Origin of the sequence: Gemmiger formicilis (assembly GCF_900167555.1) — a bacterium.
In the GTDB taxonomy this organism is placed as follows: domain Bacteria; phylum Bacillota; class Clostridia; order Oscillospirales; family Ruminococcaceae; genus Gemmiger; species Gemmiger formicilis.
In genome coordinates this window covers 1-26508 of sequence record NZ_FUYF01000021.1, presented here as the reverse complement: position 1 = coordinate 26508, position 26508 = coordinate 1, and the positions used below count along the sequence as shown (strand labels likewise).

Genomic DNA, 26508 nt, shown 5'->3' with positions numbered 1-26508 from the left:
ATCCAATAAGCAAGGAGAAGAACTTATGAACGACATTTTTGAAAATACCGAAACCATGCAGGAAAACGAGCATCCCCGTTTCTACACTGCCGAATCCGTTATGCGAGGGCATCCCGACAAGCTGTGCGACCTCATTGCCGACAGCGTGCTGGACGAGTGCTTAAAACATGACCCCGCCAGCCGTGTGGCCTGTGAGGTTATGGCGACACGCGGGCACATCATTGTGGCGGGAGAAATCACGACCTCGGCCAAACCCGACGTGTTCAACATCGTCCGCGACACCCTGCGCGATGTCGGCTATGACCCGAAAGATTATCAGATCGACTGCTACATCCACGACCAAAGCCCCGACATTGCGGGCGCGGTGGAACCCGAATTGGCTGAGGGGGAGGACGAGGACACCCTCGGTGCTGGTGATCAGGGCGTTATGGTCGGCTACGCCTGCAACGAAACGCCCGAATACCTGCCGATGCCTGTGGTGGCGGCGCAGCGCCTTGTAACGCTGTTGGAAATCTCCCGCATGACCGGCGTTATCCCCGACATCGGCCCGGACGGCAAGGTGCAGGTCACGATGGAATACAACGGTGACACGCCTGTGCGCATCACCACGGTGGTCGTTTCTGTCCAGCACAAGGAGGACACCGACATCAATAAGTTGGCGGATCTGCTGGACGAGTATGTGTTCCCGCTGGCCTTTGACGGTATGCCCGCCGATGATGCGGAAATCATCCTGAACCCCAGCGGTAAGTTTGTGCAGGGCGGTCCGGATGCCGATACCGGCTTGACCGGGCGCAAGCTCATGGTGGACAGCTACGGCACATTTGCACCCCACGGCGGCGGTGCGTTCAGCGGCAAGGATGCCACCAAGGTGGACCGCAGCGGCGCATACATGGCGCGGTACATTGCCAAGAACATGGTTGCAGCCCATCTTGCCGACCGCTGTCAGGTCACGCTGGCGTATGCCATCGGGGAAAAAGAGCCTGTCATGGTGGATGTGAATACCTTCGGCACCGGCATTTGCGAGGATGACTGTTTGGCTGCAGCGGTGCGCAAGGCGTATGACCTGACCCCTGCGGGCATCATCAAGCAGTTGAACCTGCTGAACCCCATGTACAGCCGCACGGCGGCGGGCGGTCACTTCGGACGCGAGGATTTTCCGTGGGAAAATATCGAACATATGAGCGACCTCGCCGCTTACATTGTGTAATTGCCGCGCGTCAGTAAAGAACAGATCCATGCCGCCAACCGGATGACGGCTATCGAGTTCCTGCGGCGGTACCGTCCCGGTTCGCTGGTGAAAAGCAGTGCGCGGGGCGAATATCAGCTTGCAGAACATGACAGCTTCAAAATCAACGGCGAATCCAGTGTGTGGCACTGGAAAAGCCGCGACATTGGCGGCAAGTCGGCGCTGAAATATTTGATTTATGTGGAAGGTGTGCCGTTTGTAGAGGCGGTGCAGCTGCTGTGTGAGGAAAGCCCGATGTACATCCCAGTGCAGCATGAAGCGGTGGAGCGCGAGCGCCCACCGTTCCGTCTGCCGAACCCCGCGCTGAATAATGACCGTGTAACGCGGTATTTGCTGGGGAGAGGTGTGTCTCTGCTTACCATCCGATACTGTATTGAGAGAAAAATTCTGTACGAAAGTGCAGAATACCACAACTGTGTTTTCTTGGGCAAAGACCCGCAGGGTATGCCGAAATATGCGGCGCTGCGCGGCATTTATGACTATGGAAAACCGTTCAAGCGCGAGGCACCCGGCAGTCAGAAACAATACGGATTCTGCATCCCGCCGATGCAGCCCGGCACTACCGTGGCCGTGTTTGAAGCCGCCATAGATGCCATGGCAGAGATGACGCTCTGCGGGGATGCTGCAGATAAATACCGTCTGTCGCTGGGCGGGGTTTCATCCTCCGGCAAAGAGCCTTTGGCGTTACAGGAATTTCTGCGCCAGCACCCGGAGATCACCACGATAGAACTGCGGCTGGACACCGATGCCAAGGGGCGCATGGCGAGTGTCGGCATCCGGAAAATCTACGCTGACCGCTACACCGTGCATGACCTGCCGCCCGACATCGAGAATGGAGATTACGCAGATATGGCAAAAAACAACCTGATGGCAAGAACTGCCGCCCACCGCGCGGCGCCTTGCCGATAGAGAGAGAAATCAACATGAAAGTCAGAAATCGTTCGCCCACTTATAGGGCATAAACAGGAGGTAAATCGTTATGGCTGTGTTCCGTGTACAAAAGACGCAAAATTATACCATCATGTCCAACCATCATCTGCGCAACAAGGCTCTTTCGCTCAAGGCGAAGGGGCTTTTATCTTTGATGCTGTCTCTGCCCGAAGATTGGGATTATACCACGCGCGGGTTGGCGTCCATCTGCAAAGAGGGCGTGGACAGCGTGTGTGCCACCGTGCGCGAGTTAGAAGCAGCGGGTTATATTATCCGCCGCCGCATCCGCGACAGGAACGGCCAGATGCGGGGCATGGAATACACGGTTCTGGAACAGCCGCAGCCCCCGGAACAGGACGAGCCGAACTGTGCCCAACCAAAACAGGCAGAGCCTAAAAGGGAAAAACCTGTACAGGAAAATCCTGCACAATTAAATACTAAAGAAATAAATAAAGAAGAAACAAATAACGTATCGAATCCTATCCGCGCGGCGGGCCAGCGGACAGAGTACCGCGCCCTGCTGCTGAAAAATATCGAGTATCCGATTTTGGCGCAGAATAACCCGATGGATACGATGCGATTGGATGAACTGGTGGAGTTGATGCTGGATGTGGTTTGCTCCAAGCGGGCGGCTATCCGCATTTCGGGTGAGGAAATGCCTGCAGAAGTAGTAAAATCTCGATTCCTAAAATTGGGCGCAGAACACATTCAGTATGTTCTGGATTGTCTCAGGGACAACCCGCCCCGTATCCGAAACATCAAGCAATACTTACTGGCGGCGCTCTACAATGCGCCGCTGACGATAGAAAATTACTATGCCGCGCAGATCGACCATGACCTGTGCGGCAGAAATTGAGGTGATGCAATTTGCAGATGAAATTTTATTCTCCCTTGACTGCGGACTTTTTCCCGAATGACACCGAGGATTTGGACGATGACTACAGCGAATACGAGGGTATCCCTTACACCGGCAAAGAACTGACCGGCTACCGCGATGTTATCCGCGATGCCATCTACGAGGATGTCAAAGACTTTTACGGCGACCTGATGCGATATTACCGCGAGGACGATTCCGTCCGCCGCAAGGTCGTTCGTGCCGTTCCCACGGTGGACGAGGTGAACGGTGAACTGGTCGGCTCCCTGTGGGTCGATACGGACGCACCGCTTACCGCCGAGGAACAGGCCGTGGTCTGCGCATATATTTCCGGTCAGTACAGCGATGGCTGGGGCGAGGGCTTTGAGCAGCGGGAGATCGATGTTGGGGACGGCAAGCTGTATGTCCATTTCTGGCAGGATCACGATTTTGAACTGAAACGCGATGTGCCGGATATGACCGAGTTCAAAAAACTGTTGAACCGTCCCAAGAAGCCCAAGATGCAGCTGATTGGGCAGGACGGCAACATTTTCGCCATTATGGGGCGTGCCTCCCGGCTGCTGAAAAACAGCGGGCAAGGTGAAAAAGCCAAGGAAATGCGTGACCGCGTTATGTCCTGCGACAGCTACCCGAAAGCACTCAGCATCGTTTCCGAGTATGTGGAAACCGAACTGTCGCCCAGCCCTACGCCCAAGCGTGACCGGGGTGATGCCAGATGAAGAAATACGAGATCACCGACATCGCCCATCCTGACAATCCTAACCTGCACCGTATCCGTGCGGTGACGGATCTGACCGAGGATGTCCTTGCCGGGATGCTCGGCGGCTATGTGGAAAGCCGCGATAACCTAGACCAAGCTGGTCGCGCGTGGATTTCAGCGGATGCCATCGCCTGTGAAAATGCAGTTGTCTGCGGTGACGCCCTCCTTACAGATCATGCCGTTGCAAAGGGCTGCGCCTATGTCGGCAAGAACGCCACCGTAATGGGGGATGCCACTGTGCAGGATGATGCCATCGTATGCGGCGGGCTGCTCACGGGAAAAAGCTGTGTCTGCGGTTATGCCGTGATTCGGCAGGATGAGCAAACCTTGTGCGCACCGATCATTGACGGCAGCGCCCGTGTATATGGCGAAATCTCCGGCAATGTAGTCTGCCGCGGCAATGCCGTTGTTCTGCCCGGTACTAAGCTCGACAACAGGACGCAGGACTGCTTTGTACTCGAAGATGACCGTGTTTCTGTACAGACAGCCAGCCGCACACCGCCCCCGAAAGAACCCCGTACCCATGATTTTGAACGATAAAACGAAAGGAAGATGCCTTTGACGAAAACTCCCGAAACGCTCAACATTCTCAACCCGGATTTCCGGATGCCCGAACACTGCGGCGGTGACCGCTGGTCGATCTTGCACGGAGATTCCCTGCAGATACTCCGCCAGTTTGAGCCGAACAGCTTCGATGCCATCATCACCGACCCGCCTTACGCCAGCGGCGGCAGCAACCAGACCACCAAGAACCGCAGCACCAGCGAAAAGTACAGCAGCATGAGCAAAGAAAAGGCGCTGCCCGACTTTGACAGCGACCAGATGGATCAGCTGAGTTGGATGTTCTGGACGGCGGCATGGCTGCAGGATGCCCGCCGCATTGCCAAGCCCGGCGCGCCTGTCTGCCTGTTCATCGATTGGCGGCAGCTGCCCGCTATGACGCTGGCTTTGCAGTGGGCGGGCTGGACCTGGCGCGGTGTAGCCGTGTGGGATAAAGTCGCCAGCCGCCCACAGAAAGGACGCTTCCGCCAGCAGTCTGAGTACATCGTGTGGGGGTCCAACGGCAAAATGCCGCTTGAGAGAAATGTTGGGTGTCTGCCGGGCGTGTTCCGTTACCCGAATCCCCAGAACCGCATCCATGTCACCGAAAAGCCCTTGCAGCTTATGCGGGATGTGGTGCAGATCTGCGAGCCGGGCGGGCGCATCCTTGACCCCTTTGCCGGGGCGGGCACCACCGTGCTGGCCGCTGTGCAGGAAGGCTATGAGGCTGTCGGCATTGAGATGTCGGACGCCTACTTCCAACGCAGCACTGAACGGCTGAAAACTGCCCTTGAATCCGAAGTGAATCAGAACTGATTCACTTTTGACCGCCAACTTAAAAATAGTGAATCAAATTTGATTCACTCCCGAAATTCAGAAAGGAAACACGAAAATGAAACGACCTTGGGCTTTTATCTGCGCCAGCGAGGGCGCAACCTCCAAACATCTCCGCAATTATTGCCGTGAAGTCTACCTGCTGGGCTACCTGCCGGTATGCCCCAAATTGCAGGACAGCCAGTATTTGGTGCTGGAAGATGCCGTGGAACGCAGCGAATACACCGCCATTGTGCGGGATAAGCTGCTGCGCTGCCCGATGCTGGTGGTCTGCAGCCGGAATCAGGATGCAACCACCAACGCGCAGATCGGCTTGGCACAGAAATACAACCGTATTGTCACAACCTTGGACGGTTTGAAGAAAGCCGTTTCGGAGGGCGACGACCTTGTGTCATGAACCGTTCTGCGGGGTGTCGTGTTTGGCAAGCATAGCGTTTGGATATCCAAACGCACTTTTGGGGTGATCCCCAAACCCCCGCAATGCGCAGACGCGGTCATGTTATCCCGTTACGATTAAATGAGCGTGAATATCGGTATCTTTGCGAGCAAGTTGAAATGAGTGGTTTGCCGAGAGAAGAATACCTGCGCTCCCTTATCTTGGACAAAGAAATCCATCCGCGCCCCTGCACACACCATGCGGAACTTGTGCGGCAAATTTCCGGTTTGTGCAACAACGCAAACCAGCTTGCGCATCGCGCCAACAGCACGGGCGTGGCGGGGCAGCAAAGCGTGGACGAGATGATGCGCATCGCCAAGGAAGTCTGGCGTGAGATAAAAGAAAACTACTAGGAGGCTCTATGAAATATGGCTTACACATCCGTGATCCCTGTCTGCCGTCTGGATCGGGCGGTGAAGTATGTGATGAACAAAGAAAAGACCACGGCGGTATCTTTGCAGGACGCATTGGACTATGCAGCCAACCGCGACAAAACAGAGCAATCCTGCTTTGAAAGCTCGTATGCCTGCACGCTGGAAACCGCCTTTACCGATATGCGGCAAACCAAGGAACGCTGGCACAAGTCGGGCGGTGTGCAGGGGTATCACCTTGTGCAGAGCTTCGCTGCAGGAGAAGTCTCCCCCGAACTGGCGCACCAAATCGCAAAGGAACTGGCAGCTCGCGTGCTGGGCGGGCGGTATGAATATGTCATCGGTACGCACCTGAACACCGGGCATATCCATTCGCACATCGTCTGGAACTCGGTCAGCTGTGTGGATGGCAAAAAGTATCGCAGCAACTATAAAAGCTATGTGACGGAAATCCGCGCAGTGTCAGATGAACTTTGCCGAAAATATAAGCTGTCTGTCATCGACACCGAAAACTCTAATCATGTGGCAAAGCCCTACGCCGAATGGTTGGCGGAGAAAAACGGTCAGCCCACATGGCGCACCGCCATCCGACAGGATGTGGACGACGCTATCCAGCAGAGCCTTACCTGGCGGCAGTTTCTTAACGCGCTGGAGCGCAAAGGCTATGAAGTCCGCATGGGACGCAAGTATCCCGTTTTGCGTCCACCCGGAAAAGAGCGCTTTGTTCGCTTCAAAACGCTGGGCAAGCGGTACACGCCAGAAGCCATCCAGACGCGCATCCTTTATCCACAATTTAACCGATGTTTCGTGGAAAACTCACCGCGCGTCCAATATGGGCGGCTGCACGGCGGCAAGCCCCGTCGCAAGCTGACCGGGCTGCGGGCGCTGTACTACCGTTACCTGTACGAGTTGGGTGCGCTCCCTCGCAAACCTCGTCGCCCCAGCTATGCCGTGCGGCAGGATGCCTATAAGCTGGATCAGAGAATCCGGCAGATGGAGTTCCTATCCAAGCACAACATTGACACGCTGGAGCAGCTGGAAACTCACCGAAAAGCCCTGCAAACAGAAATTGGGCAGTTGCAGACAAAGCGTAAGCAACTACCCAAAACCGATGATGTACAATTGCAATGTGAATCGGTCAACACCGCCCTAAAGCAGCTTCGCCAAGAGGAACGGCTCTGCCGCAAAATCGCAGAACATTCAATCGAGGTGCAGCAGCACCTCACCGAAGCCCGCAGCGACCGCGCTGCGCAACAACAGCGCGAACAGGAACGTGCGCGTGACCTCCGCCCCGATATTACAACACGTTAATCTGTAAGACCCAGCAGCCAATCCCGCGCATTGATGCGGCGAATGCCGTCATACTGTTCCTCCGGATCATCATCCATCGTAAGAATATATTTAGGATAGTGGTCGCGGATGGACAGTAAGGGTCGCAGCTCCCGCTGCAGGGTATCCGCATCACGAACGGAAAGTGCCACTTGGTAATAGAAGGTACTGTTGCCGTTCATTGCCACAAAATCGACCTCAAAAGAATCGACCTTTCCGACATACACATCATAGCCGCGCCGCAGCAGTTCCAGATAAATCACATTTTCCAGAATATGCCCAGCGTCTGTATTGCGTTTGCCAAGCAGCATAAATCGCATACCGATATCTACGACATAGTATTTTCCTAAGGTTTTCAGATACTGCTTACCCTTGACATTATACCGCTGTGCGGGATAGATAATGTAGCTTTCAATCAGCGCATCAAGATAGCGTTCGACGGTCTTTACATCAACTTTTCGTCCTTCGGATGTCAGGGTGTCTGCAATTTTCTTGGAGGAAAGCGGACTGCCGATGTTGTCACAAACATAGCGCAGTACACTTTTCAACATCAACGGATCGAGGATCTTTCTTCGTGTCAAAATATCTTTTACGACGATCGTGTTGAAAATGCCATCCAAGTAATCCCGAATCTCGTTCGGATGCCCCTTAAGTTCCAGCGCATAGGGAAAGGAGCTGTTTTCCAGATATTCGGTATATTTTATTCCGCGATCTTCCATACTGCCGGTACTCTGCATATATTCCTTAAAAGAAAGCGGCAGCATTTCGATTTGCACATAGCGCCCGGAAATAAGGGTGGCTATTTCACTGGACAGCATATAGGCATTGGAACCTGTGACGTATATATCTACATTTTTCTTGATATACAAACTGTCGATCACTTTAGGAAAATCCGTGACATGCTGTATCTCATCCAGAAAAATGTAAGTCATCTTTTCGGGAACAAGACGGTCTTTCAGGTAAGCGTACAGTTTTCTATAGTCGGTAAGTTCCTCAAAATCCATATCCTCAAAATTGATGGCAATAATTTGGTCTTGTTCGACGCCATTCTGCAGCAGCCAATCTTGGTACATTTCCATCAAAACAGACTTTCCGCAGCGGCGGATACCTGTTACGACTTTGATGAGTTGCTTGTCCTTAAACGCAATCAGTTTATTCAGGTATTCAGTTCTGGTAATCCGCATAATAAACCCTCCACAGCTTTTAATGATAGTATACGCCAAAAAGTGTAAAATGTCACGCACTTTTTGGAATTGAGTCCAAAATGTTCAAGAAAGAAGGATGTATATGAATTATTCAAACAAAGACTACATCGAACACCTGCGCCGCAAGTACCCGCCCGGTACGCGGCTGCAACTCAGCTGCATGGAAGATGAGTTCCCCGTGCCGCCTGGTTCTATGGGCACGGTGGAATGTATCGACGATGCCGGGCAAATCCATGTAGATTGGGACTGCGGGCGCAGTCTTGCGCTCATCCCCGGTGTGGACTCGTTCAGCCGCTTGCCCGTGCCCAAAGAAAAGGACGGTGACGCCAGATGAATTACGGCTCCGAACCCGCAGACCAGGTCGTCCGCTACTCGCTGGAGGGTGCGGAGTTTGCCCTGCGCATCTCCGGCACCGCCGCGAAAAACTTCTTTATTTTCGCACAGGCGGTGCTGCACGACAGCAAAAAGACCCACGGCAAAACACACCTCATCCGGCTGCTGAAAGAACAGAAGCCGCTGAAATTTTTCACGGTGGACAAAGACCGTATGCATGATTTTGCCCGTGCCGCTAAAGCGCATGGGCTGCTGTTCTGTCCCATCCGTGACAAGATGGACCCCGACCACATTGAAATCGCTATCTTGCAGGACGATGCGTCCAAAGCAAACCGCATTATTGAAAAACTGCAGTTGGATGTCGTGGACACCGGCACGGCAGAACTTATCGACACCGTACAGCAGGAGCGCAGCGAGCCTACCCCGGAAACCGAGCGCGTCCAGACCGAGGATGGCGCGGTAGAATTTGAGGTCGGCGCAGACGAGGAGCAGTTCAACATGGGTTTTCCGCAGGGCTCGGAGAACGCCAGTCCGTCCGAGCCTTTCTCCGACAGCAGCAAATCTTTTGCAAACTCGCCGTCGCCGCGCGCCGATCAGCTTCGAGCCAAGGGTGAGCGCCCCAGCGTTCGCATGGAACTGCAGGATATTACCGCCTACCTGCGCCGCAAGGTCGAGCCGCCGAAAGATCGTATGCCGAAGATGCCGGTAAAAATCCGGCGCAAAGAAAAGGTGCGGTAAATGTTTTCTGTTTGTTTTCAAATGACGGATAGCTATTTGACCATGCTTATGGTATGTTGGCGATAGGAGGTGCAAAAACAATGACAGAACGCAAAGTGAAACTTGACCGTGCCAACAAAAGTATCCTGCTCCAGGCGCTGGGTGATGTCTACTACGGCCAGCGCGCCCGCGGCGGCAGTGCCGAAGAAACGGGACGGCTCATCCTGCGGGTGAACGATCTGCCCGCAGGAGGTAAGCTGACGATGTCGGCAGCAGAGTATCGGCTGGCAAAAGCCGCCCTCAACCAACTGCGCACCCAGCGCTTGGCAGAGGGCGGTTATACTGATGCGGTGGATGATGCACTCGCGCGGCTGCTCCACGCCCACACGCCGCTGTTTATCTGGTGAATCCGGTTATGACATGGGAAAAATTCTGGTCGATCATTGACCGAGTCCGCGCCAAAGCGGATATGCAGGATGAAGCGTCCGTGAAACAGTTCCTTTACACGGAACTCATCAAATTGCCGCAGGATGAACTGCTCGGCTTTGATTGCGTATGGCAAAGCTATCGCAATAAAGCCAACTTTCCCAAAATGGTCGCAGCAGCCTGCATCATCAATGACGGCAGTTCGGATGACAGATTTACCGATTTTCGTAACTGGCTGATTATGCAGGGGTACGATGCTTATCGGCAGACGCTGATTGACCCCGATAACCTTGCGGCGCTCAACATTCCGTTCCGAGATACTGAGTGGATGGGATGCGGGAATGTGGCGTGCTATGCCTACGCGGGGCAGAAGCTGCACACCTATTTTGAAAAGGAAGGAATTGCCGCCAAGTTATTCCGAAAGTATCCGGCTCTGCTGAAATCGTCTGCCGATTTACATCAGGCAATTATGCAGGAACAGCTTGCACCCCACCGTGCGCCGGAAACCGAATGGGAACGACAAATGCTGCGAACGGAAGTCAAGCACTACATAGATACCAGTGGGCTGGCGTACAGCTACAACGAATTCTATACTCAAAATATGCCGGATAAGGTTGCATGGAAAACGCTGCAAAGCGATTTGTTTGCAAATCTGCCGCAAATCAAGGCGGAACGTATGCCGCAGGACTTTTCCGTAGTTTTGCCGAAGTTGTGGAGAAAACGTCAGGCATGGAATGCCGAGCGTACAAAACGCCCGCCCTATCGCGGTGAGGAAAGGTAGTCCACCACGCCGGGAAGAAAGAATCCTTGGTGGGTCTGGCTGCTGCCGCTGCCCGTTGTATGGTGGGCGGCACTGGCGGTGGCTTGCCGTTGGCAGCCGGGCATGAAAATAACGGCTCTGTTGGATGCGCTGAACAGCGCACTGGCAGAGCCGTTTGCGTTGGCGTGGAGCAGAGACAGCCCGCGCTATTTGCTGGTGTTTACGGTGGTTTATGCGGTAGCGGTTATCGTAGCCGTGACCGATCAGAAGAATACCCGCCCCGGCGCGGAGCATGGCTCGGCGGCTTGGGGCGATGTGTTCCGGTTAAACAAGTTCTACATGGATAAGCGAGGACCGAACCTGTTGCTGACGCAGCATTTCCACATCGGAATCGACGGCTATAAGCACAAGCACAACACCAATATCCTGATTGTCGGCGGCTCCGGTGCAGGCAAAACGCGCACCTATGGTGTGCCGAATGTACTGGAATGTGCCTGCTCAATGGTAATTACTGACCCAAAGTCCGAAATTTTGCGTAAGACCGGCAATTTGCTAAAGCAAAAAGGGTATGAGGTAATTGTCTTTGACCTTATAAATCCCGCTGCATCGTTCTGTTACAACCCGTTTGTGTATGTACATGATGACCGCGAAGTGCTGACCCTGATAGAAAATCTGATTCAAAACACCACGCCACCCCATGCGCAGAGCAGCGATCCATTTTGGACCAAATCGGAGACAGCCCTGCTCCAAGCCCTTATGCTGTACCTGCTGCACGAGGCCCCGCCCGAAGAACAAAACTTCTCGATGGTGATGGAAATGATCGCCGCTGCTGAAGTCCACGAGGATGATGACAACTACCAATCCCCGCTGGACATCCTGTTCGAGCGCTTGGAAATGCGCGAACCCGACAGCATCGCCTGTAAGCAGTACCACATTTTCAAACAAGCGGCGGGTGTTGTATGCTCTAAAAGACTTCTTAATCAAGCGGTTGGGAAGTCTCTTAGAACACACAACCTAAAACCGAAGAAAGGAGCGCAAGTTATGAGAAAAAACGAGAAAATCACTGCTCTGTACGAACGACTGAGCCGTGATGACTTTGGCAAAGATGATGACCAACAGCGTGAGAGCAATTCCATTTCCAATCAAAAAGCTATGTTGGAGGAGTTCGCCGCACGGCAGGGTTTTACAAACATTGTCCATTTCACGGACGATGGCATTAGCGGCACCTGCTTTGACCGTCCCGGATTTTTGGCAATGATGAAAGAAGTGGAAGCCGGGAATGTGGAGTATCTGTGTATCAAGGACATGAGCCGCATGGGTCGTGACTATCTGAAAGTAGGTCAGATTATGGAAATCCTACGTCAGCGTGGCGTTCGCCTTATCGCCATCAATGACGGCGTGGACAGTGCCAGAGGTGACGATGATTTTACCCCTTTCCGCAACATTATGAACGAGTATTACGCCAGAGACACCAGCCGTAAAATCCGTTCCACTTTCCAGTCAAAAGGCAAGTCCGGCAAGCACCTCACAGGCACGGTCATTTACGGCTATCTCTGGAACGAAGCCAGAGACCAATGGTTGGTTGACCCCGAAGCCGCTGATGTGGTCAAGCGCATCTTTGCCATGACGATTGAGGGCTACGGTCCGTATCAGATCGCCAGCAAGCTGAAAGAAGAAAAAATCCTCATTCCGTCCGCTTACCTTGCCCAGCACGGCGAGGGTGTGAATAAAAACAAGACTTTCAAAGATGTGTACGGCTGGGGTTCTTCCACCATCTGCAACATTCTTGAAAAGCGTGAATATCTGGGACACACCATCAACTTCAAGACTCGAAAGCACTTCAAGGACAAGAAAAGCCATTATGTCCCGGAGGACGAATGGACGATTTTCGAGAATACCCATGAAGCTATCATTGACCAGCAGACCTTTGACCTTGTGCAGAAAATCCGTGGGAATGTCAGACGCTACCCGGACGGCTGGGGCGAAGCAGCTCCCCTCACAGGCTTGCTTTATTGTGCCGATTGCGGCGGCAAGATGTATGTCCACCGTACCAACAACGGCAAGCGTATTTCTCAATATACCTGTTCCCAATACAGCAAAGTCCCAGTTGGAAAGCTCTGCACGACACAGCACCGTATCAATGAAGATGTGGTACTGTCCCTTGTTTCCGAAATGCTCAAAGCTATTGCCGAGTATGCCAAGCATGACCGAGCCGAGTTTGTCCGTGTGGTGCAGGAAGCGCAGTCCAGCCAGCAGACGGCAGAGGTCAGAAAACAGCGCACACGCCTTGCCACAGCAAAGCAGAGAGTTTCCGAGCTGGAAGTCCTGCTCTGCAAAATCTATGAGGACAACATTTTAGGCAAGCTGTCCGACAGCAGATACGCCACTCTGGACGCTCAATACGAAAAGGAACAGTCCGAGCTTACCGCTGAAATCTCTGTTCTGGAAAAGGCTGTCAAGAGCTATGAGAAGCACGAAAAGGACGCTGACCGTTTTATCGCTCTGATTGACAAATATGAGAACTTCGACAAGCTGACCATTGCCATGCTCAACGAGTTTATCGAGAAAATCCTTGTGCATGAGCGTGACCGCAAGGGCAGTATACAGACCACACAGGAGGTCGAGATTTACTTCAATTTTGTCGGGCGATTCGTTCCTCCGGCGTTTGGAGAAGTGGAGCTGACCCCAGAGGAATTAGAAGAAATCCGCAAGCGTGAGGAACGCAAAGACAGGCTTCATCAGAACTACTTGAAGCGGAAAGCCAGCGGAGCGCAGAAGCGATACGAGGACAAAATCAAGGGGAGAAAAAAGGCAGAAATCGAAGCCAAGAAAGCCGCCATTCGTGCGGAGGATATTGCAAAGGGCGTGTTCGTTCCCGCCAGCAGTTTACCGCAGAGAGAGCCGATGAAAGGAGTACAAACAGCATGAATATCACTTACACACGGAACGGCGATTATCTTATCCCGAACATCATTATCCGCAAGACCAAGCCCATCGGACACTACGGCAGACTTCGCAAGGCGTATTTAGAAATGCACCGCCCGATACTGTTCAATGAACTGGTGCTATCCGACAAGCTCTTTGAACATTGCGCCGAGATTGAAGAAGCGGCACGAAAACGCATGGAGCTGATCGTGCCGAAGCTGGCAAAGCAGTACGGCGTGACCGAGCAACTGAAAGCCGATAATCAAATGGAATGGGTGCGGCAGATGAACGCTTGCAAGGCACAGGCAGAGGAGATTGTGAAAGCGGAATTGATTTATGATTGAGCGAGGAAGTCCGGGCAGAAAACTGTTCGGACTTTTCTCATATAGTCCAAAGTTGCGGTAGAACTGTTCACAAGTTTTATGGTATAATTTGAATACGAAAAGTGAGCAACAAATCTGGAATTTGTGGAGGCACATCAATGGAAACGATTTACGAAAAGTATATGGCACTTCCCATAGATAAGGGACTTTTATGTTTAGAATATGGAGATATTGCAGAGCCGTATTTTTGCTATCCCGTCAACGCAAAGCCAATCGGATTTGAAGGATGTATTCTGTATTGCTTTTTGCCGGAATATGGAGAAATGGTATTTGCCTGCAATCCAGAAAGTTGTGTAGACCAAAATGTATATCCATTAGCGGCAAATTTTGAAGATTTTATCCGTTTAATCTTGGCTTGTGGTACTGCTAACCCATTGGAGCAAATCGTTTGGATGGATAAAAATAAATTTGAAGAACACATGGCAAACGAAGAAAAAATACTGACCGATGAGCAGAGGACAGCGGCACAACAGCTACAGCGGGCATTAAGTTTGTTACCAATAGAAAATCCGTTTGAATATGTCAAATCCATTCAAAAAGATTTTGATGGTAGTAAAATACAATACAGTGATGAATACTATGAAGTTACCGGCATAGAGAACCCTAAAGGAACTAACACCCAAGATAAGCATTTAGTTGAATTTGAACCTGTCGTTTTTGAATTTAACCGCAAACAAGATAGCGACTAACAACTTCAAGTTTGGCGAACTGATAAAATCCCTTTAGGAACTAAAGGGCGCACTTCTATACTCTCCTATCGGGAGTATCGTGCGTCCTGCGGAGCTTCATTCTCCGTCAGCAGAAGAAAACTGCTTGACCGAGAATGTTGCGTCACTTCGTTCCGTCAAGGTGGCTACACCCCCTTGCGCCGCTAAAGCGGCTATCCCTTGTGGACTTGCCGTCCGCAAACAGCATAAAATGCTGTTCGCCGCCAGCAAGTTTGAAGGCGAATAAAATGAATTTTATGGAACAAGCAAATCGGAATTTGACAAAGGAGTGTGATTGTATGAAGAAGTTGATAACACTTGTCTTAGCATTAGTTTGTGTGTTAGGTTTGGTCGGTTGCAATCAAAAGGCTGTTAGTGCTTCAGAAGTGTACTCTTTCCCCGAACCTACAACAATGATTACAGTGTCTTTCTACTCACAAGGAGAAGAAACTGCATTTGAAATTGGTTCAGAGGAATATGACTCCAATGATTTATCTACAACCCCTGTTATTAACTGGTTCTATGATTTGAAGCTGACTGCTTGCGATGAGCCAGAAGCAGTAGAAGGCTCGGAAAGTTATGAATTCTATGTGAAAGGTGAAAGTGCCTTTACCTACGAAGATAGAGGTAGCGAAGCATATATTATCATTGGTGGGAGCTACTACAAGGTAAGCAATCCTTCTGCTCCACCGATTAACTAACCCAATTCCAGTTTGTCTAACTGAACACAAAAACCGAATACCGAAAATCAGACCGTTGACTGGTCGCACTATGCGAAAAGTTGACGGTCTTTTTTTATCCGCAAAATCAAAAAAGGAGGTCAATTACAATGACAAAACCGAAAACCCTTGAACAGCTTCGAGCCGAAAAGGAACGAGCCGAGACGCAGCTTGCACAGGAACAGCACAAGCTGGAGCGTCTGGAGAACCGAAAGAAGTTTCTGGAACAGGGCGAGCGAAAGAAACGCACCCACCGCCTTTGCAATCTGGGCGGAACGATTGAGAGCCTTGCCCCGGAGGTCAAAGATCTCACACGCACCGAAATGACAGAGCTGATGGAACACATCTTTTCTCTGTCCGAAGTCCAGCGAGCCGTCCGTCACATGGCGATTACCCACATCAGCCAAGCAAACAGAGAAAAGGAGTTGAAAGCCGATGGCACTATTTCATCTGAGCGTCACGCAGACTAAGCGAAGCGCAGGACAGTCCGCTATTGCTTCTGCCGCCTACCGTGCCGGGGAGCGATTGTATAGCGAGTATTACGGCGAATACAGCGACTACACCAGAAAGGGCGGCGTGATTTGCTCCAACATTCTCCTGCCGTCCCATGCACCGCCCGAATACGCAGACCGCCAGACCCTATGGAACGCCGTGGAAAAAGCCGAGCGTGGAAAGAACGCCCAGCTTGCATACAGCTTTGACATTGCCTTGCAGAATGAATTTTCCCTTGAGGAAAACATCGCTCTTGCAAGGCAATTTTTGTTGGAGAACTTTGTGAGCCGTGGCATGGTGGTTGACTTCGCCGTACACCAGCCAGACCGGGAGGACGGCGGCATACCAAACCCGCATTTTCATGTGCTTTGCCCTATCCGCCCCATCGAGCAGAACGGCAAATGGGGACTAAAGCAACGCCGGGTGTATGAGCTGGACGAGGACGGCAACCGCATCCGAGACGCAGACGGAAAGTTTGTGTTCAACGCCGTTCCCACTACCGACTGGGGCAGTCCCGAAACGCTGGAACATTGGCGTGAAGCATGGGCGGAGCTATGCAATGTCAAGTTTGCGGAAAAAGGTATTGATGTTCGTATCGACCACCGGAGCTATGAGCGTCAGGGCGTGGAGCTTCTTCCCACCGTCCATGAGGGCGCAACCGTCCGGGCAATGGAGAAGAAAGGCATACGCACCGAGAAAGGCGAGTTCAATCGCTGGATCAGAGCGACCAATGCCGTTATCCGGGACATTAAGAAGAAAATCGCTCTCCTGTTTGATTGGATTGCCGAAGCAAAAGCGGAGCTTGCCAAGCCGCAGGCACCCGACCTTGTTTCTCTGCTGAACGCCTATTACACCCAGCGCAGAGCCGGGGCTTATTCGCAGAAAGGCAAGGTCAGCAATCTAAAGGAGATGAACGAGACTTTCAATTATCTCCGGGCAAACGGCATTTACTCCCTTGGAGATTTGGAACACCGTGTCAGCGAACACAGTGCTGCCACAGAGAGCTTGAAGAAAACGCTGGACGAACAGACCGCCCGAATGAAAGCAATTAAGCAGCTCTATGACAGCTCCGCTGCTTTCCAGAGCTTGAAGCCTGTCTATGACGGCTTGCAGAAAATCAAGTTTGAGAAGCCCAGAGCCAAGTACAAGGCAGAGCATGAAGCAGAACTGAAACAGTTCTACGCCGCCAGACGCAAGCTGACCGGAGAGTTCCCGGATGGCAAGGTGGATATGAAAAAGCTGACCGAAGAGTATGACGAGCTGGAACAGGCGCACAACACCACCTATGGCGAGTTTAAGACCGTCAGAGACGATTTACACCGCCTTTGGAAGGTCAAGTCATGCGTAGATACTGCCGCCCGTTTTAACGAACGCACAGAGGAACAAATGCACCAAAATCGACCCCAAACACGACCCCAAACACGACAGAAAAAGGAGGATATATCCCGATGAAAAAATACGACTGGAAGAACGAATACAATCCCATCCGCAGAACGGCAAAACGCCTTTTGAGCGGAGAACCTTTGAGCGATGGCAGACCGCTTTCCGACCTAATTGAGCTGGACGAACACGCCCGGAAATGCCTTGCCTTTGAAGCTACCCTCACCGACCGCCAGATTGATATGTTGCAGGAGTTGGGATATCTGCCTGTTATCACAAGGCAGTACGGAAGGAATGTGCGAACTGCCCCTACACGCTGGACGAGCGTGAGCATGGCGTTTGCAGACGATGCGCTGTTTTCAAGAAGTAAGGAGGACGCCCATGCAGTACACCCAAGCACAGATTGACCGGGCAAACGCCGTCAGTCTGGAAGATTTTCTCCGCACACAGGGAGAGACACTTATCAAAAGCGGACGGGAATACCGCTGGAAAGAACATGACAGCCTGACCGTCCGGGGAAACAAGTGGTTTCGCCACAGCCAGAGCAAGGGCGGTTATCCCATTGATTTTGTCATGGAGTTTTACGGAAAGTCCTTTCCCGAAGCCGTCCAGCTCCTGACCGGCGAAAGCGGCGAGGGGCAGAGCGAAGCCAGCACAGCACCGCCCACAGCGTTTCACTTGCCCTTGCACAACAGAACAGCCGACAGAGCAATCCAATATCTCACAGAAAGCCGAGGTCTCAACAAAACGCTTGTTGAGACTTTTCTTCTTTCCGGGGATATTTACGAGGACGCAAAGCGGCACAATGTTGTGTTTGTCGGCAGAGACCGAAGCGGTACGCCGAGATACGCCCATGTGCGAGGAACGGCAGACCCATTCAGACAGGACATTGCCGGGTCTGACAAATCCTATCCGTTCCGCTATGAGGGAAACGGCAACCAGCTCTTTGTCTTTGAAGCACCGATAGACCTTTTATCCTTTATCTGCCTATATCCGCAAGACTGGCAGACAAGGAGCTATCTTGCCCTGGGCGGCGTTTCTGGCAAAGCACTTGACCGTTTCCTTTCTGAACGCAAGGACACCCGAAAAGTGTTCCTCTGCCTTGACAGCGACACCGCAGGAAGCGAAGCCTGTACCCGACTGGCACAGTCCATTCCCGGCGAGATTGCCGTCATTCGCCTTGTCCCGGCAAGGAAAGACTGGAACGATGTTCTCCGTCAGCAAGGGGACATTCCCAGCCGCAAATTCATAGCCGAGACAATCACGCTGCGAGAGCTGCCCACCGCCCAGCCTGTCCCCATGCTCCGCATGGCAGATGTGGAGCTGACGAGCGTGGATTGGCTATGGTTTCCGTATATCCCCTTTGGAAAGCTGACCATCATACAGGGCAACCCCGGCGAGGGCAAGACCTACTTTGCCATGCGTCTTGCGGCGGCTTGCACCAACCGAAAGCCTTTACCCGGTATGGAGACCCTTGAGCCTTTCAACATCATCTACCAGACCGCAGAGGACGGTCTGGGCGATACCGTCAAGCCCCGACTGATGGAAGCGGAAGCAGACCTTGAAAGAGTGCTTGTCATTGACGATAGGGACACACCGCTGACCCTTGCCGATGAGCGCATAGCAAGGGCAATCAGGGAAAACAACGCAAGGCTTGTTATCATTGACCCGGTACAGGCGTTTCTGGGCGCAGATGTGGACATGAACAGAGCAAACGAGGTGCGCCCGATATTCCGCAGTCTGGGAGACATTGCACAGGCTACCGGGTGCGCTATCGTGCTGATCGGACACCTGAACAAAGCCGCAGGAACGCAAAGCACCTACCGGGGATTGGGGTCTATCGACATTACGGCGGCAGTCCGCAGTCTGCTTTTTATCGGCAAGCTGAAGGACAGCCCCACAACGAGGGTGCTGATCCATGAGAAAAGCTCCCTTGCGCCGCCCGGACAGTCCCTTGCCTTTTCTCTGGGAGACGAGAAAGGCTTTGAATGGATAGGAGCTTATGACATTACCGCTGACGAGCTTCTTGCCGGGACAGACACCGCCAAGACCGAGAGCAAGACCGCACAGGCGCAAATGCTCATTCTGGAACTGCTGGCAGATGGAAAGCGTATGCCAAGTGCAGAGCTGGAAAAGACGGTCAATGAGCGTGGGATTTCCTCACGCACCATGAGAACGGCAAAGAGCCGTATCGGGGACAGACTTGTGACCGAGAAAGACGGCACAGCATGGGTCTGCTATCTCCGAGACTGACAACAGGAACACGGCAAGCGTGGCAAAGACGGCAAGGTTTTTATAGATACCTTAATGTTGCCGCCTTGCCTTGTTCCCTCATACCGACACCGCCCGATGATGAACAGTCACCGGGCATTTTTCATTTACAGGAGGATTTTGAATGAACAATACCGCAACCAACACCGCCACTTGCCCGACTGTCAGAAAGCAGATCGGCAAGACCACCTATATCGTCCGTGTCCATTTCAGCGAGACCGCAAAAGAGACGATGGAGGACAAAATCAAGCGTATGCTCCGTGAGGAAGTCCGCAAAATGTGACTTCTTTTTGAATTTGATGAAAAAGTCCTTGACTTTTTGTCTCTGGCAAAACGGCGAAATCGATTTTGGTAAGTGTAGGTGTGCGCCTTGCCGCGTTCAATCTGCCGTCCATCGCCAAGCTGACTATGACGGACGAACTGCATTTGCAGGAATTGGGCGAGCGCAAAATTGCGCTGTTCTGCTGCATCCCGGATTCGGACAAATCCCTCAACTATCTGGTCGGTATGATTTATACCCAGCTAATCCAGACGCTGTACCGTCAAGCCGACCGCGTACACAAAGGACGCTTGCCTGTTCCGGTGCATTGCCTGATGGACGAGTACGCGAACATTTCCTTGCCGAAAGATACATTCCTGTCGGCGCTGGCCACCATGCGTTCCCGCGCTATTTTCTGCTCCATCATCGTGCAGAACATGGCACAGTTAAAGGCTATGTACAAGGATGATTGGGAATCACTGGTCGGTCTGTGCGATGAGTTTCTCTACCTTGGAGGCACCGAAAAGGAAACCCACAAATACGTCTCGGAACTGCTGGGGAAAGGAACGATTTCCACGACAAGCTATAACCAAAGCAAAGGGCGCAGCGGCAGTTACAGCATCAACCACCAGCAATCCGGGCGCGACCTTATGACCCCGGACGAAGTGCGGTTGCTGGACAACAGTAAATGCATCTTGTTTATCCGTGGGGAACGCCCCGTGATTGACCTGAAATATAATCTGCTGAAGCACCCGAACATTCGCTGCACCGAGGACGGCGGCGCAGCCCCCTACGACTACACCACCGCCGACAACGCGCTGGACGATCTGCCCGGCGCACCCGAAAATTACGAACTGCTGGATATGGACGATTTTCTGCCCGCCGAACCTGCAGAAATGAAGCCAACCATACAAAGAATTCGGAGGTCTACATGAAGCTGAATCATAACAAAAAATCCGTGAAAATTTCTCTCAATTTGTTTGCGCTGTACGCCGTCATGGTGTGCGGCATCGTTTTTGCCCTGCCCGCGTTCGCCGCAGATGACCCGCTGGTCGTGGTCGAGAACCTCTCCACGTTCATCTTTTCGCTGATCCGCGCCGTAGGTCTTATCCTGCTGGGGTGGGGAATTGTGCAGGTCGGTCTATCCCTGCAGAGCCACGACCCCAGCCAGCGCAGCCAAGGCTTTTTGACGCTGGCGGGTGGTCTGGTGATTACCTTCGCCAAGGAAATTCTCGACCTCATTACCGCGTGAGGATTGCTCCAAGAGGAAAGGCGGTGATGCCCTGTGGGTGAGTCATGGATCGTCAGTAACTTAAATGCCGCGCTCTCCACATGGAACGACAAACTGGCGGAAATCTGGTCGCTGCTGACCGAAAGCCCGCAGGCATTCAAGGGCGGGCAGGTCTGGGGCGTGATGACCGGCATCCACAGTGCCTTGCAGGCAATCGGCTATGGGCTGCTCGTGCTGTTTTTTGCCGTAGGCGTTATGAAAACCTGCGGCAGCTTTGTGGAAGTGAAAAAGCCGGAACACGCGCTTAAACTGTTTATCCGTTTTGCACTGGCGAAAGGCGCGGTGACCTATGGGCTGGAATTGATGCTGGCGGTTTTCTCGATTGTGCAGGGCATGGTGTCTACGATTATTACCCAATCGGGCAGCTCCGGCATGAGCAGTGTGACACTACCACAGGAGTTGATCGACGCCATCAACAACGTGGGTTTCTGGGATAGCATCCCGCTGTGGGCAGTTACGCTGATCGGCGGGCTGCTGATTACGGTTTTATCCTTTACCATGATCCTGACCGTCTATGGCAGAATGTTCAGCCTGTGGATGTACGCCGCAATTGCGCCAATCCCGCTGTCTACATTTGCAGGTGAACCCACCAGCAGCGTGGGGAAAAACTTCATCCGCAGCTATGCGGGCGTGTGTCTGCAGGGCGTGGTGATTGCCTTGTCCTGCATCATCTTTTCCGCCATTTCGTCCAGCCCGCCCGCCGTGGATACCGGTGCATCCGTTGTCACTGCTGTGTGGACTTACGTTGGAGAGTTGGCGTTCAACCTACTGGTGTTGGTGGGAGCCATTAAGGGCTGTGACCGCATCGTGAAAGAAATTATGGGATTATAAGGGGGCAATCTATGGAAATCAAAATACCGAAAGAAGTCCGAGACTACCATGAAAATATCTTTTTTGGGCTGAACACGCGGCAGTTCATCTGCTCGGTGCTGGCCGTGGCGGTGGCTGTCGGCATCTATTTTGCCTTGCAGCCGTATGTCGGCACCGAAGAAATCGGCTGGATGTGCATCTTGGGCGCTGCGCCGTTTGCCGCCTGTGGTTTTTTCACCTACCACGGTATGACCGCCGAACAGGTGCTGTGGGCGTGGTTCAAGTCTGAAATTCTCTGCCCGAAACGCCTTGTGTTCAAGTCCGACAGTTACTACTACGAAGCCATGCAGCCCGCCATCCGTGCGGGCTTAAAGCGAAAGAGAGGTTTGCCTATGAAGAAAAACACCCATGACAGCGAGGAAACCGCTTGATTAAAACCCTGTCGAAAGCGCAGAAGATGGAACGCGAGAAGTTTCGTATTCCGCGCAGCGTACAGGATGCCATTCCCATCCGCCGCATCTTTGCGGATGGGATTTTCCAAGTCGGCAACCAGTATTCCAAAACATGGTCGTTTACCGACATCAACTACGCCATCGCCAGCAAAGAGGACAAAACCAGTATGTTCCTTGATTACTCGGAACTGCTGAATGCTCTCGACTCCGGCGCATCTGCGAAAATCACGATTTATAACCGCCGCATCAATAAGGCCGAGTTCGAGCGCAGCGTCCTGCTGCCCGACAGGGATGACGGCTTGGACGAATACCGCCACGAATTCAACCAGATGCTGACCGCACAGGTCACCGGTACCAGCAACAGCATTGTGCGGGAGCGTTATCTGACCGTAAGCGTGGTAAAGCGCAACGCGGACGAAGCCCGCAGCTACTTTGCCCGTGTCGGCACGGATCTGGTGACGCACCTTGCGCAGCTTTCCTCGGTGGCGCAGGAGTTGACGCTGACCGAGCGCCTGCACATTTTCCGCGATTTTTTCAAGGCCGGAGAACAGGCTGCGGCAGAGTTCAACATCCACGAACACGCCAAGCGCGGGCAGCATTTCAAGGATTGGTTCTGCCCCGACAGCATGGAATTTGCCGCCGATCATTTCAAACTGGACGCACGGTATGGCAGGGTGCTGTATTTGCAGGACTATGCCAGCTACATCAAGGACAGTTTTGTGTCGGAACTCTGCGACCTTGACCGCGATCTGATGCTGTCCATCGACATCCTGCCGGTGCCGACAGACGAAGCCGCCCGCCAGCTGCAAAGCACGCTGCTGGGCGTGGAAACGAATGTCGCCAACTGGCAGCGCCGTCAGAACGCAAACAACAATTTTACCGCGACCATTCCGTATGACATGGAGCTGCAGCGCAAGGAAACGAAAGAAATGCTGGACGACCTGACCACCCGCGACCAACGAATGATGTTCGGGCTGGTGACACTGGTGCATCTGGCTGACAGCAAAGAGCAGCTCGACAGCGACACCGAAACGCTCTACTCCACGGCGCGCAAGCACCTGTGCCAGCTTTCGACGCTGCGCTGGCAGCAGAAAGACGGGCTGGACACGGTGCTGCCGTATGGTCTGCGCAAAATCCAAGCCCTGCGCACGCTGACCACCGAAAGCACCGCTGTGCTGATTCCGTTCCGCGCGCAGGAAATCATGCAGCCGAACGGTCTGTATTATGGGCAGAACGCCGTCAGCAAGAACATGATCGTGGCGGATCGCCGCTTGCTGCTCAACGGCAACAGCTTCCGTTTGGGCGTTTCGGGTTCCGGCAAGAGCATGAGCGCCAAGGAAGAAATCGTGCAGATCGCGCTCTCCACCGAGGATGACATTCTCATCCTCGACCCGGAGAGTGAGTTCGGCTATTTGACCGAAGCCCTTGGCGGTGAAGTCATCCGCATCTCGGCCACATCCGACACCCACATCAACGCGCTGGACATGGATCCCGCCTACGGTGACGAGCGCAACCCCATCGTCAGCAAAAGTGAATTTGTGCTGTCGCTGTTCGAGCAGCTCATCGGTGACGGCATGGTGACGGCGAAAGAAAAGTCCATCCTCGGCCGCTGCACCGAGCAGGTGTATCTGCCCTACATTCGCAACGGCTATAAAGGCACGCCGCCCACGCTGCAGGACTTTTACCGTCTGCTCCAGATGCAGCCCGAACCCGAAGCACAGGGGCTGGCGCTGTCGTCCGAGTTGTTCATTACCGGTACACTGAACACCTTTGCCCGGCATACAAACGTGGACACGCAGGCGCGGATCATTGCCTATGACATCCGCGAACTGGGTGAGCAGCTTATGCCGCTGGGTATGCTGGTGACGCTGGATGCCATTTATAACCGCGTCATCCAGAACTGGAAGAAAGGCCGCAGAACGTGGATTTTCTGCGATGAGTTTTATATTTTGTTCCGCTATGAGTACAGCGCCAATTTCTTCTACAAGCTGTGGAAACGCATCCGCAAGTACAACGGACTTGTGACCGGGCTGACGCAGAATGTGGACGAACTGCTGCGCTCCGACACCGCCCGCCTGATGCTGGCTAACTCGGAGTTTCTCGTGATGCTGAACCAGAGCGCCACCGACCGCGCGGAACTGGCGAAGCTGCTGAACATCTCCGACAACCAGCTGGGCTACGTCACCAACGTCCCCGCAGGCTGCGGACTGATTCGGTGCGCGGAAAATATCGTGCCTTTTACTAACAGTTTCCCGAAAAATACTAAGCTCTACGGCTTGATGACGACCAAGCCGGATGAAGTGAGGAAGGAGTAAGTCAATGATTTGCAAAAATAGAGGACCGCCGAAGCGACCCTCTACTGTGCTACAAACAGGTATTTATGGTGCTTTTGAGTGTGGCGTTCTTTGCCGACACGCCGGACGAATTGCGGCAGGAAACCGATGCACTACAATCGGCAGCTGCCAATTTCAACTGTCGCTTTACCGAGATGCGCTTTCAGCAGGAAAACTGCTTTAACACCGCCATGCCCTATGGGCTGCGACGTGTGGAAAGCAGCCACATGATGCTGACCCGCAGCGTCACGGCGCTGGTGCCGTTTGTGGCGCAGGAGGTGCAGTCCCCGCAGGGTATCTTCTACGGCAGAAACGCCATTACCGGCAACCTGATCGTGGGCGACCGTACCAAGCTCATCAACGGCAATGCGATGGTGATTGCCACCTCCGGCAGCGGCAAATCCATGAGCGTGAAGATGGAAATTATAATGGAGTTTTTGCGCTGGCCGAACGCGCGGTTCATTCTGGTGGACCCGGAAAACGAATACGAGCTGCTGGTCAAGGCGCTGGGCGGCGAGGCAATCAAGGTGTCGGTGGACAGCCGGACACACTTTAATCCGCTGGATTATCATTACGACCCCAAGACCGATGTGCCGCCCGATGTTGCCAAAATCGAGTTTGTGTTGTCGATGCTGGACAAGCTGATCGGCGAGAATGGGCATCTTCTGCCAGAGGACAGAAGCCTGATTGCTGCCAGCCTCAAAAACATTTACAAACCGCTGATTGCCTCCGGCTACACAGCGCCCTGCCCGACGCTCGGTGATTTGTATCGAGATTTGAACAAATCCAACCTGCGCCGCGCAAAGCAGCTGGCGTTGATGCTGGATGTATTCACCAACGGCAGCTTGCAGGCGTTTTCCCACACCACCAATGTGGATATGAACAACCGCCTGATTTGCTTTAATATCCAAAGTCTGGGCGACCAGCTCCGCCCGATTGCCATGATGTCCCTGCTGGAGTTCATCAATATGCAGGTGATGACTAACCGCCGCAAGGACGCCACGGCAGCTACATGGATCTACTTTGATGAGATTCATGTGCTGTTAAAGGACCCTATGAGTTCCAATTTCCTGTACTCCTCTTGGAAAAGATTCCGTAAGTACAATGCCTACGCCACCGGCATCTCGCAGGATATTCAGGACTATCTGGATAACCCCGTGGCGTATGCGCTGCTTTCCAACAGCGAGTTTGTCATTATGCTGCGGCAATCGAAAAGTCTGGAAGCCTTGGAACGCCTGTACGGGCTGTCCAAGCCGCAGCTGGAATTTTTGCGCAACGCCAGCGAGGGACGTGGCATCATCAAGATGGGCAACAGCATGATACCGTTCTCCAATCTGGAACCCAAGGATACGGCGGTGTATAAGCTCATCACGACCAAACCGGGTGAGGCAACTGCAGAGAAATGATTTTGCATAAAGAAAAGGCAGGCCGAAGCCCGCCTTAGAGTCAGTGGCAGTTTAGTGCTGCCAGATATTGTTTTCCAGATCACGCAGACGCGCTTTGTAGTCGTTAATAAGCGCCTGCGTGTTTTCTGTATCCGGAAAACTGACAATATAGCCATCCTCGGATTCGTGAAAGCCGACAATGCCCGCAAGCCCTGCCATCTCCGCAACCTTAACCAAGGTGTGGTACAATGACCCGATTGGATATGCAGACCTTGTTTTGAACGGAAACCCCGAAATTTATCTAAAAACTGTAACTGAATGTAAACCCTTAGATTAAAAC

At 52.9% G+C, this 26508-nt stretch carries 31 protein-coding genes and 1 pseudogene; 30 read left to right on the top strand and 2 right to left on the bottom strand.

Features of this window, described 5'->3' with window-relative positions; translation table 11 throughout:
- Positions 1 to 25 precede the first annotated feature (25 nt).
- The 9 genes from metK to B5D32_RS12395 all read left to right on the top strand — a co-directional run bounded on the left by metK (position 26) and on the right by B5D32_RS12395 (position 7302).
- Positions 26 to 1207, top strand: coding sequence for a methionine adenosyltransferase (metK, locus tag B5D32_RS12435; protein ID WP_242943465.1), 1182 nt, complete (start codon positions 26 to 28; stop codon positions 1205 to 1207).
- Positions 1208 to 2155 (top strand): DUF3991 domain-containing protein, encoded by a 948-nt coding sequence (locus B5D32_RS12430; protein WP_078785322.1) that lies wholly within the window; start codon positions 1208 to 1210, stop codon positions 2153 to 2155. It abuts the gene before it with no gap.
- A gap of 70 nt (positions 2156 to 2225) precedes the next feature.
- On the top strand, positions 2226 to 3032 hold the full coding sequence (locus tag B5D32_RS12425) for a DUF6017 domain-containing protein (protein WP_078785321.1): 807 nt from the start codon (positions 2226 to 2228) through the stop codon (positions 3030 to 3032).
- A 17-nt stretch (positions 3033 to 3049) separates the two neighbouring features.
- Positions 3050 to 3769: a hypothetical protein gene (locus B5D32_RS12420; RefSeq protein ID WP_242943464.1), complete on the top strand. Its 720-nt coding sequence runs from the start codon at positions 3050 to 3052 to the stop codon at positions 3767 to 3769.
- Positions 3766 to 4350 (top strand): hypothetical protein, encoded by a 585-nt coding sequence (locus tag B5D32_RS12415; protein WP_078785320.1) that lies wholly within the window; start codon positions 3766 to 3768, stop codon positions 4348 to 4350. The genes B5D32_RS12420 and B5D32_RS12415 overlap by 4 nt, the downstream gene beginning before the upstream one ends.
- A gap of 66 nt (positions 4351 to 4416) precedes the next feature.
- Positions 4417 to 5166: a DNA-methyltransferase gene (locus B5D32_RS12410; RefSeq protein WP_242943467.1), complete on the top strand. Its 750-nt coding sequence runs from the start codon at positions 4417 to 4419 to the stop codon at positions 5164 to 5166.
- Between the two features lie 76 nt (positions 5167 to 5242).
- Positions 5243 to 5581 carry a hypothetical protein gene (locus tag B5D32_RS12405; protein ID WP_078785318.1) on the top strand — a complete coding sequence of 113 codons (339 nt, stop codon included), beginning with the start codon at positions 5243 to 5245 and terminating at the stop codon, positions 5579 to 5581.
- A gap of 83 nt (positions 5582 to 5664) precedes the next feature.
- A complete protein-coding gene (locus B5D32_RS12400; protein ID WP_078785317.1) occupies positions 5665 to 5973 on the top strand; it encodes a MobC family plasmid mobilization relaxosome protein in 309 nt (102 codons plus the stop codon).
- Positions 5974 to 5988: 15 nt separating this feature from the next.
- On the top strand, positions 5989 to 7302 hold the full coding sequence (locus B5D32_RS12395) for a relaxase/mobilization nuclease domain-containing protein (RefSeq protein WP_078785316.1): 1314 nt from the start codon (positions 5989 to 5991) through the stop codon (positions 7300 to 7302).
- Here the strand turns inward: B5D32_RS12395 and B5D32_RS12390 are convergent.
- A complete protein-coding gene (locus B5D32_RS12390; protein WP_078785315.1) occupies positions 7299 to 8504 on the bottom strand; it encodes an ATP-binding protein in 1206 nt (401 codons plus the stop codon). The two genes, B5D32_RS12395 and B5D32_RS12390, sit on opposite strands and share 4 nt — an antisense overlap.
- Positions 8505 to 8607: 103 nt before the next feature.
- Here B5D32_RS12390 and B5D32_RS12385 point away from each other — a divergent pair, with 103 nt between their 5' ends.
- The 20 genes and pseudogenes from B5D32_RS12385 (at position 8608) to B5D32_RS12295 (ending at position 26189) form a co-directional block, all read left to right on the top strand.
- A complete protein-coding gene (locus tag B5D32_RS12385) occupies positions 8608 to 8859 on the top strand; it encodes a DUF4314 domain-containing protein (RefSeq protein ID WP_078785314.1) in 252 nt (83 codons plus the stop codon).
- Positions 8856 to 9596, top strand: a complete 741-nt coding sequence (locus B5D32_RS12380; protein WP_078785313.1) for a PcfB family protein — start codon at positions 8856 to 8858, stop codon at positions 9594 to 9596. The genes B5D32_RS12385 and B5D32_RS12380 overlap by 4 nt, the downstream gene beginning before the upstream one ends.
- 80 nt (positions 9597 to 9676) lie before the next feature.
- Positions 9677 to 9982 carry a hypothetical protein gene (locus tag B5D32_RS12375; RefSeq protein ID WP_078785312.1) on the top strand — a complete coding sequence of 102 codons (306 nt, stop codon included), beginning with the start codon at positions 9677 to 9679 and terminating at the stop codon, positions 9980 to 9982.
- An 8-nt stretch (positions 9983 to 9990) separates the two neighbouring features.
- Entirely contained in the window at positions 9991 to 10782 is a 792-nt protein-coding gene (locus B5D32_RS12370; protein ID WP_078785311.1) for a DUF4240 domain-containing protein, read from the top strand.
- Between the two features lie 102 nt (positions 10783 to 10884).
- A pseudogene (locus B5D32_RS15770) lies at positions 10885 to 11667 on the top strand (type IV secretory system conjugative DNA transfer family protein); the annotation flags it as partial.
- Between the two features lie 135 nt (positions 11668 to 11802).
- Entirely contained in the window at positions 11803 to 13689 is a 1887-nt protein-coding gene (locus tag B5D32_RS12365; RefSeq protein ID WP_347474626.1) for a DUF4368 domain-containing protein, read from the top strand.
- Entirely contained in the window at positions 13686 to 14030 is a 345-nt protein-coding gene (locus B5D32_RS12360) for a TnpV protein (RefSeq protein ID WP_078785309.1), read from the top strand. The genes B5D32_RS12365 and B5D32_RS12360 overlap by 4 nt, the downstream gene beginning before the upstream one ends.
- A gap of 137 nt (positions 14031 to 14167) precedes the next feature.
- The gene (locus B5D32_RS15020) at positions 14168 to 14758 is read left to right on the top strand and encodes a hypothetical protein (protein WP_020989788.1); all 591 of its coding nucleotides are present in this window, start codon (positions 14168 to 14170) and stop codon (positions 14756 to 14758) included.
- Between the two features lie 317 nt (positions 14759 to 15075).
- Positions 15076 to 15477, top strand: coding sequence for a hypothetical protein (locus B5D32_RS12350; RefSeq protein ID WP_033121559.1), 402 nt, complete (start codon positions 15076 to 15078; stop codon positions 15475 to 15477).
- A 128-nt stretch (positions 15478 to 15605) separates the two neighbouring features.
- Positions 15606 to 15965, top strand: a complete 360-nt coding sequence (locus tag B5D32_RS12345; protein WP_046415456.1) for a DUF3847 domain-containing protein — start codon at positions 15606 to 15608, stop codon at positions 15963 to 15965.
- Positions 15931 to 17439, top strand: coding sequence for a MobQ family relaxase (gene mobQ, locus B5D32_RS12340; RefSeq protein WP_078785308.1), 1509 nt, complete (start codon positions 15931 to 15933; stop codon positions 17437 to 17439). Before B5D32_RS12345 ends, mobQ begins: the two co-directional genes overlap by 35 nt.
- On the top strand, positions 17436 to 17774 hold the full coding sequence (locus B5D32_RS12335) for a hypothetical protein (protein ID WP_242943462.1): 339 nt from the start codon (positions 17436 to 17438) through the stop codon (positions 17772 to 17774). Before mobQ ends, B5D32_RS12335 begins: the two co-directional genes overlap by 4 nt.
- A complete protein-coding gene (locus B5D32_RS12330) occupies positions 17749 to 19620 on the top strand; it encodes an AAA family ATPase (RefSeq protein ID WP_078785307.1) in 1872 nt (623 codons plus the stop codon). Before B5D32_RS12335 ends, B5D32_RS12330 begins: the two co-directional genes overlap by 26 nt.
- Before the next feature lie 142 nt (positions 19621 to 19762).
- A complete protein-coding gene (locus B5D32_RS12325; protein ID WP_002596227.1) occupies positions 19763 to 19921 on the top strand; it encodes a transposon-encoded TnpW family protein in 159 nt (52 codons plus the stop codon).
- Positions 19922 to 19986: 65 nt separating this feature from the next.
- Complete coding sequence (locus B5D32_RS12320) at positions 19987 to 20832, top strand: VirD4-like conjugal transfer protein, CD1115 family (RefSeq protein ID WP_478292487.1); 846 nt, start codon at positions 19987 to 19989, stop codon at positions 20830 to 20832.
- Positions 20829 to 21149: a formate hydrogenlyase gene (locus B5D32_RS12315; protein ID WP_078785305.1), complete on the top strand. Its 321-nt coding sequence runs from the start codon at positions 20829 to 20831 to the stop codon at positions 21147 to 21149. Before B5D32_RS12320 ends, B5D32_RS12315 begins: the two co-directional genes overlap by 4 nt.
- A 33-nt stretch (positions 21150 to 21182) precedes the next feature.
- Entirely contained in the window at positions 21183 to 22019 is an 837-nt protein-coding gene (locus tag B5D32_RS12310; protein WP_078785304.1) for a VirB6/TrbL-like conjugal transfer protein, CD1112 family, read from the top strand.
- Between the two features lie 11 nt (positions 22020 to 22030).
- The gene (locus B5D32_RS12305; protein ID WP_078785303.1) at positions 22031 to 22429 is read left to right on the top strand and encodes a PrgI family protein; all 399 of its coding nucleotides are present in this window, start codon (positions 22031 to 22033) and stop codon (positions 22427 to 22429) included.
- Positions 22426 to 24765, top strand: a complete 2340-nt coding sequence (locus B5D32_RS12300; RefSeq protein ID WP_420896769.1) for a VirB4-like conjugal transfer ATPase, CD1110 family — start codon at positions 22426 to 22428, stop codon at positions 24763 to 24765. The genes B5D32_RS12305 and B5D32_RS12300 overlap by 4 nt, the downstream gene beginning before the upstream one ends.
- Before the next feature lie 65 nt (positions 24766 to 24830).
- The gene (locus B5D32_RS12295) at positions 24831 to 26189 is read left to right on the top strand and encodes a VirB4-like conjugal transfer ATPase, CD1110 family (protein WP_078785302.1); all 1359 of its coding nucleotides are present in this window, start codon (positions 24831 to 24833) and stop codon (positions 26187 to 26189) included.
- 51 nt (positions 26190 to 26240) lie between these two features.
- Here the strand turns inward: B5D32_RS12295 and B5D32_RS15415 are convergent, their stop codons facing one another.
- Complete coding sequence (locus B5D32_RS15415) at positions 26241 to 26387, bottom strand: hypothetical protein (RefSeq protein ID WP_200805193.1); 147 nt, start codon at positions 26385 to 26387, stop codon at positions 26241 to 26243.
- On the opposite strand from B5D32_RS15415, the gene B5D32_RS15615 reads away from it, so the two are divergent.
- Entirely contained in the window at positions 26368 to 26505 is a 138-nt protein-coding gene (locus B5D32_RS15615; RefSeq protein ID WP_159447042.1) for a DUF6061 family protein, read from the top strand. The genes B5D32_RS15415 and B5D32_RS15615 overlap by 20 nt on opposite strands.
- Positions 26506 to 26508 lie beyond the last annotated feature (3 nt).

Bases quoted from the DNA above. Each gene is read 5' to 3' on its own strand.
- B5D32_RS12400 (WP_078785317.1), top strand. From the start codon at position 5,665: ATGCGCAGACGCGGTCATGTTATCCCGTTACGATTAAATGAGCGTGAA.
- B5D32_RS12390 (WP_078785315.1), bottom strand. From the start codon at position 8,504: ATGCGGATTACCAGAACTGAATACCTGAATAAACTGATTGCGTTTAAG.
- B5D32_RS12410 (WP_242943467.1), top strand. From the start codon at position 4,417: ATGCCCGAACACTGCGGCGGTGACCGCTGGTCGATCTTGCACGGAGAT.
- B5D32_RS12295 (WP_078785302.1), top strand. From the start codon at position 24,831: ATGGTGCTTTTGAGTGTGGCGTTCTTTGCCGACACGCCGGACGAATTG.
- B5D32_RS15615 (WP_159447042.1), top strand. From the start codon at position 26,368: ATGCCCGCAAGCCCTGCCATCTCCGCAACCTTAACCAAGGTGTGGTAC.
- B5D32_RS12370 (WP_078785311.1), top strand. From the start codon at position 9,991: ATGACATGGGAAAAATTCTGGTCGATCATTGACCGAGTCCGCGCCAAA.
- metK (WP_242943465.1), top strand. From the start codon at position 26: ATGAACGACATTTTTGAAAATACCGAAACCATGCAGGAAAACGAGCAT.
- B5D32_RS12335 (WP_242943462.1), top strand. From the start codon at position 17,436: ATGAAAAAATACGACTGGAAGAACGAATACAATCCCATCCGCAGAACG.
- B5D32_RS12325 (WP_002596227.1), top strand. From the start codon at position 19,763: ATGAACAATACCGCAACCAACACCGCCACTTGCCCGACTGTCAGAAAG.
- B5D32_RS12330 (WP_078785307.1), top strand. From the start codon at position 17,749: ATGCAGTACACCCAAGCACAGATTGACCGGGCAAACGCCGTCAGTCTG.
- B5D32_RS15415 (WP_200805193.1), bottom strand. From the start codon at position 26,387: ATGGCAGGGCTTGCGGGCATTGTCGGCTTTCACGAATCCGAGGATGGC.
- B5D32_RS12375 (WP_078785312.1), top strand. From the start codon at position 9,677: ATGACAGAACGCAAAGTGAAACTTGACCGTGCCAACAAAAGTATCCTG.
- B5D32_RS12360 (WP_078785309.1), top strand. From the start codon at position 13,686: ATGAATATCACTTACACACGGAACGGCGATTATCTTATCCCGAACATC.
- B5D32_RS12350 (WP_033121559.1), top strand. From the start codon at position 15,076: ATGAAGAAGTTGATAACACTTGTCTTAGCATTAGTTTGTGTGTTAGGT.
- B5D32_RS12345 (WP_046415456.1), top strand. From the start codon at position 15,606: ATGACAAAACCGAAAACCCTTGAACAGCTTCGAGCCGAAAAGGAACGA.
- B5D32_RS12315 (WP_078785305.1), top strand. From the start codon at position 20,829: ATGAAGCTGAATCATAACAAAAAATCCGTGAAAATTTCTCTCAATTTG.
- B5D32_RS12395 (WP_078785316.1), top strand. From the start codon at position 5,989: ATGGCTTACACATCCGTGATCCCTGTCTGCCGTCTGGATCGGGCGGTG.
- B5D32_RS12415 (WP_078785320.1), top strand. From the start codon at position 3,766: ATGAAGAAATACGAGATCACCGACATCGCCCATCCTGACAATCCTAAC.
- B5D32_RS12420 (WP_242943464.1), top strand. From the start codon at position 3,050: ATGAAATTTTATTCTCCCTTGACTGCGGACTTTTTCCCGAATGACACC.
- B5D32_RS12385 (WP_078785314.1), top strand. From the start codon at position 8,608: ATGAATTATTCAAACAAAGACTACATCGAACACCTGCGCCGCAAGTAC.
- B5D32_RS12405 (WP_078785318.1), top strand. From the start codon at position 5,243: ATGAAACGACCTTGGGCTTTTATCTGCGCCAGCGAGGGCGCAACCTCC.
- B5D32_RS12365 (WP_347474626.1), top strand. From the start codon at position 11,803: ATGAGAAAAAACGAGAAAATCACTGCTCTGTACGAACGACTGAGCCGT.
- B5D32_RS12305 (WP_078785303.1), top strand. From the start codon at position 22,031: ATGGAAATCAAAATACCGAAAGAAGTCCGAGACTACCATGAAAATATC.
- mobQ (WP_078785308.1), top strand. From the start codon at position 15,931: ATGGCACTATTTCATCTGAGCGTCACGCAGACTAAGCGAAGCGCAGGA.
- B5D32_RS15020 (WP_020989788.1), top strand. From the start codon at position 14,168: ATGGAAACGATTTACGAAAAGTATATGGCACTTCCCATAGATAAGGGA.
- B5D32_RS12425 (WP_078785321.1), top strand. From the start codon at position 2,226: ATGGCTGTGTTCCGTGTACAAAAGACGCAAAATTATACCATCATGTCC.
- B5D32_RS12380 (WP_078785313.1), top strand. From the start codon at position 8,856: ATGAATTACGGCTCCGAACCCGCAGACCAGGTCGTCCGCTACTCGCTG.